Source organism: Leptospira alexanderi serovar Manhao 3 str. L 60, from assembly GCF_000243815.2.
GTDB lineage: Bacteria > Spirochaetota > Leptospiria > Leptospirales > Leptospiraceae > Leptospira > Leptospira alexanderi.
The window spans coordinates 35,001-37,500 of the sequence record NZ_AHMT02000030.1 but is presented as its reverse complement, the minus strand read 5'-3'; the positions used below and the strand labels follow the sequence as shown (position 1 = coordinate 37,500).

The 2,500-nt window shown below is 45.9% G+C and carries 5 protein-coding genes (2 of these 5 only partly in view); all 5 read right to left on the bottom strand.

Annotation, left to right across the window (positions count from 1 at the left end):
• Tightly spaced (at most 40 nt apart), the 5 genes in view from atpA to atpB form a layout consistent with a single transcriptional unit that may run on beyond the window.
• Positions 1 to 554, bottom strand: partial view of a F0F1 ATP synthase subunit alpha gene (gene atpA, locus LEP1GSC062_RS10355; protein ID WP_010577756.1) — the start only. 958 nt of this gene lie to the left of the window's left edge; 554 of the gene's 1,512 nt are visible here — the first part of the coding sequence; the start codon lies at positions 552 to 554; the stop codon falls past the left edge of the window.
• Positions 544 to 1,104 carry an ATP synthase F1 subunit delta gene (gene atpH / locus LEP1GSC062_RS10350; RefSeq protein WP_010577755.1) on the bottom strand — a complete coding sequence of 187 codons (561 nt, stop codon included), beginning with the start codon at positions 1,102 to 1,104 and terminating at the stop codon, positions 544 to 546. Before atpH ends, atpA begins: the two co-directional genes overlap by 11 nt.
• A 3-nt stretch (positions 1,105 to 1,107) precedes the next feature.
• Positions 1,108 to 1,629, bottom strand: coding sequence for a F0F1 ATP synthase subunit B (locus LEP1GSC062_RS10345; protein WP_010577754.1), 522 nt, complete (start codon positions 1,627 to 1,629; stop codon positions 1,108 to 1,110).
• Between the two features lie 3 nt (positions 1,630 to 1,632).
• Positions 1,633 to 1,935 carry an ATP synthase F0 subunit C gene (locus LEP1GSC062_RS10340; protein WP_002632911.1) on the bottom strand — a complete coding sequence of 101 codons (303 nt, stop codon included), beginning with the start codon at positions 1,933 to 1,935 and terminating at the stop codon, positions 1,633 to 1,635.
• 40 nt (positions 1,936 to 1,975) lie between these two features.
• Positions 1,976 to 2,500, bottom strand: partial view of a F0F1 ATP synthase subunit A gene (atpB, locus tag LEP1GSC062_RS10335; protein WP_010577753.1) — the 3' portion only. Its footprint extends 588 nt past the window's final position; the window shows 525 of its 1,113 coding nt (coding positions 589-1,113); its start codon lies off the right edge, out of view; it ends in the stop codon at positions 1,976 to 1,978.

Below are 2,500 nucleotides of genomic sequence, written 5' to 3'. Positions count from 1 at the left end.
TTGATGATCGTATCGAGTGCGATGGAAGTTTTTCCGGTTCCGCGGTCACCGATGATGAGCTCTCTTTGTCCGCGTCCGATTGGGATCATCGCGTCGATTGCTTTGATTCCGGTTTGCATCGGCTCGCCGACCGGTTGTCTCATCGCGATACCGGGAGCTGGAGATTCCACGGGTCTTGTAAGTTTTGCGCTGATCGGACCTTTTCCGTCGAGGGGTTCGCCTAACGGATTTACTACGCGACCCAGAAGTTCCGGACCAACGGGAACTTCCAGGATTCGGTTCGTTCTTTTAACGGTAAATCCTTCTTGAATTTCCAAGTAGTTTCCGTAAACGACCACACCTACCGAATTTTCTTCCAGGTTAAACGCCTGTCCGAAGATTCCGTTTTGAAATTCGACCATCTCTCCGGACATTACGTTTTTGAGTCCGTACACTCTGGCGATTCCGTCTCCGATTTCTAAAACCGTTCCAACTTCATCAACACTGAGGTCTTTTTTATAATTTAAAATTTCTTGTTTGAGAACGGACGTAATTTCGTCTGTCTTAATTTTCATAGACGGCTCCAACCGGTAATTTCTTTTCCAACATGGCTTTCTTGATTTCCCCGAGCTGGGAAGCGATTGACTTTTCGATTTTTAAGTCGTTGAATTGTACTACAAATCCGCCCAGAAGAGTTTTATCTTCCGAAACTTCCAGGACGAATTCCGATTTGAATTTTTCAGAAAGGATGGATCCGAGTTTCGCGATTTGAGTAGGTTCTAAAGAAGGATAACTTTTTACCTGTGCGCGAACCCTTCCCTTTTTCTTATCTAACTCTACGGTGAACTGCTTTTGAATTTCGGGAAGGTTGATGAATCTTCCTTTGTTTAAAAGCACTCCGAGAAAGTTTAGAGTTACGTCCAAAATTTTTCCCCGGAGATTTTTTCCCAAAATATTTTCTTTCTCTTCGATCGACACAGTAGGAGAAAGAAAAAAGTTTCTGATCTTTTCCTCTTTGAAAAGAAGCCGAACCAAATCGCCGAGTTCTTGTTCCACTTCTTCCGGAGAATTTACAGCTCCTAAAAGTGCGGACGCGTATATCTTTGAAACACCGGAATCGTTCATTGATTATGCGCTCAGTTTCCCCAGTTTATTCAACTCGGTTTCGATAAAAGCCTTGTAGTCTTCCGCTTTTAATTGTTTTTCCAAAACCTTCCCTGCAATGGCAATCGTCATTTCTACGAACTGAGTCTGCAGTTGTTCCAGAGCCTTTCCTTTCGCGAGTTCGATTTCTTTCACCGCCTGATCTTTCTGAGCCTTCACTTCCTGGTTCGTTTCTTCCAGTAATTTGTTCTTCAGTTTCAAAGCATCGGATTTGGCCTCCGCGACGATTGCATGTGCTTCGTCTTTTGCAGAATCAAGCCTAGCTTCGTAATCCTTCAGAAGAGCTTCCGCCTCCGAACGAAGTTCTGAGGCCTTTTCGATGTCGTTCTGTACGGCCTGAGCTCTTTCATCGAGAGCCTTCAGAATCACATCCCAGGCAAACTTTTTCAGGACTAAGACTACGACCAGAAAGGTAATCAGAGTCCAGACTACTAGACCCGGATTTACGTCTAAGAGGCTCAATCCCTTAGCAGCTAAGAGTATCAACTTTTACTTTCCTTTTTCTTCGGTTACGACAGGTGTGGAAGCCTTTGTTTGGTTGGCAACAGTTGCTTTCAGACCTTCGTTCAAAGTTCCCGCCGCTTGGAAAGCGATCACAAGAGCGAACAATGCCGCCCCTTCGATCAACGCAGCAGCGATAATCATTGCGGTTTGAATTTTACCACCCGCTTCCGGTTGTCTTGAAATTCCTTCCGTAGCGGAACCACCGATTCTTCCAATCCCGAGAGCCGCTCCGAGAATTGCGACCCCTGCAGCGATCCCTACGCCGATATATCCTAATCCAAATTCCATATTGCCCAATTGTCTCCTTGTTGATTCAATATTCCTACAATCAATGCCTATGCATGCTTAGTCCTACGAATAAGGAAGTAAGCAAAACGAAAATATACGCCTGGAGAAACGCCACGAAAATCTCCAAGACATAGATAAGTCCCGAACCGATGATCGAAACCGGCACGATTCCCCAAGATTGAAACTGAAAGATAAAACCCATCAGAGCGAGAATGATCACGTGTCCCGCAGTCATGTTCGCTAAAAGACGCACTGTAAGCGCGAATGTTTTTGCCATCGGAGAAACGATGAACTCCAGAGGCCACATGATTAAATAAAGCGGCAGAGGAACTCCGTTTGGAACGGAATGCCAGATGAACTTAGGTCCTTGATAGACAAAACCCGCCGTATAAATGAGGAACATCGTAAGTAGTGCGAGAGTCATCGTAACGGAAATATCTCCGGTGACTGTGATTCCACTCCAGATTTTCGCGACAAAAGGGGCATCGTGCGACCCATGTCCGCCGCCGTGAGCCGCGATCAACTTCTCTGGAACCGGAGTGACGAGGCCGATCTTGGTCGCGGC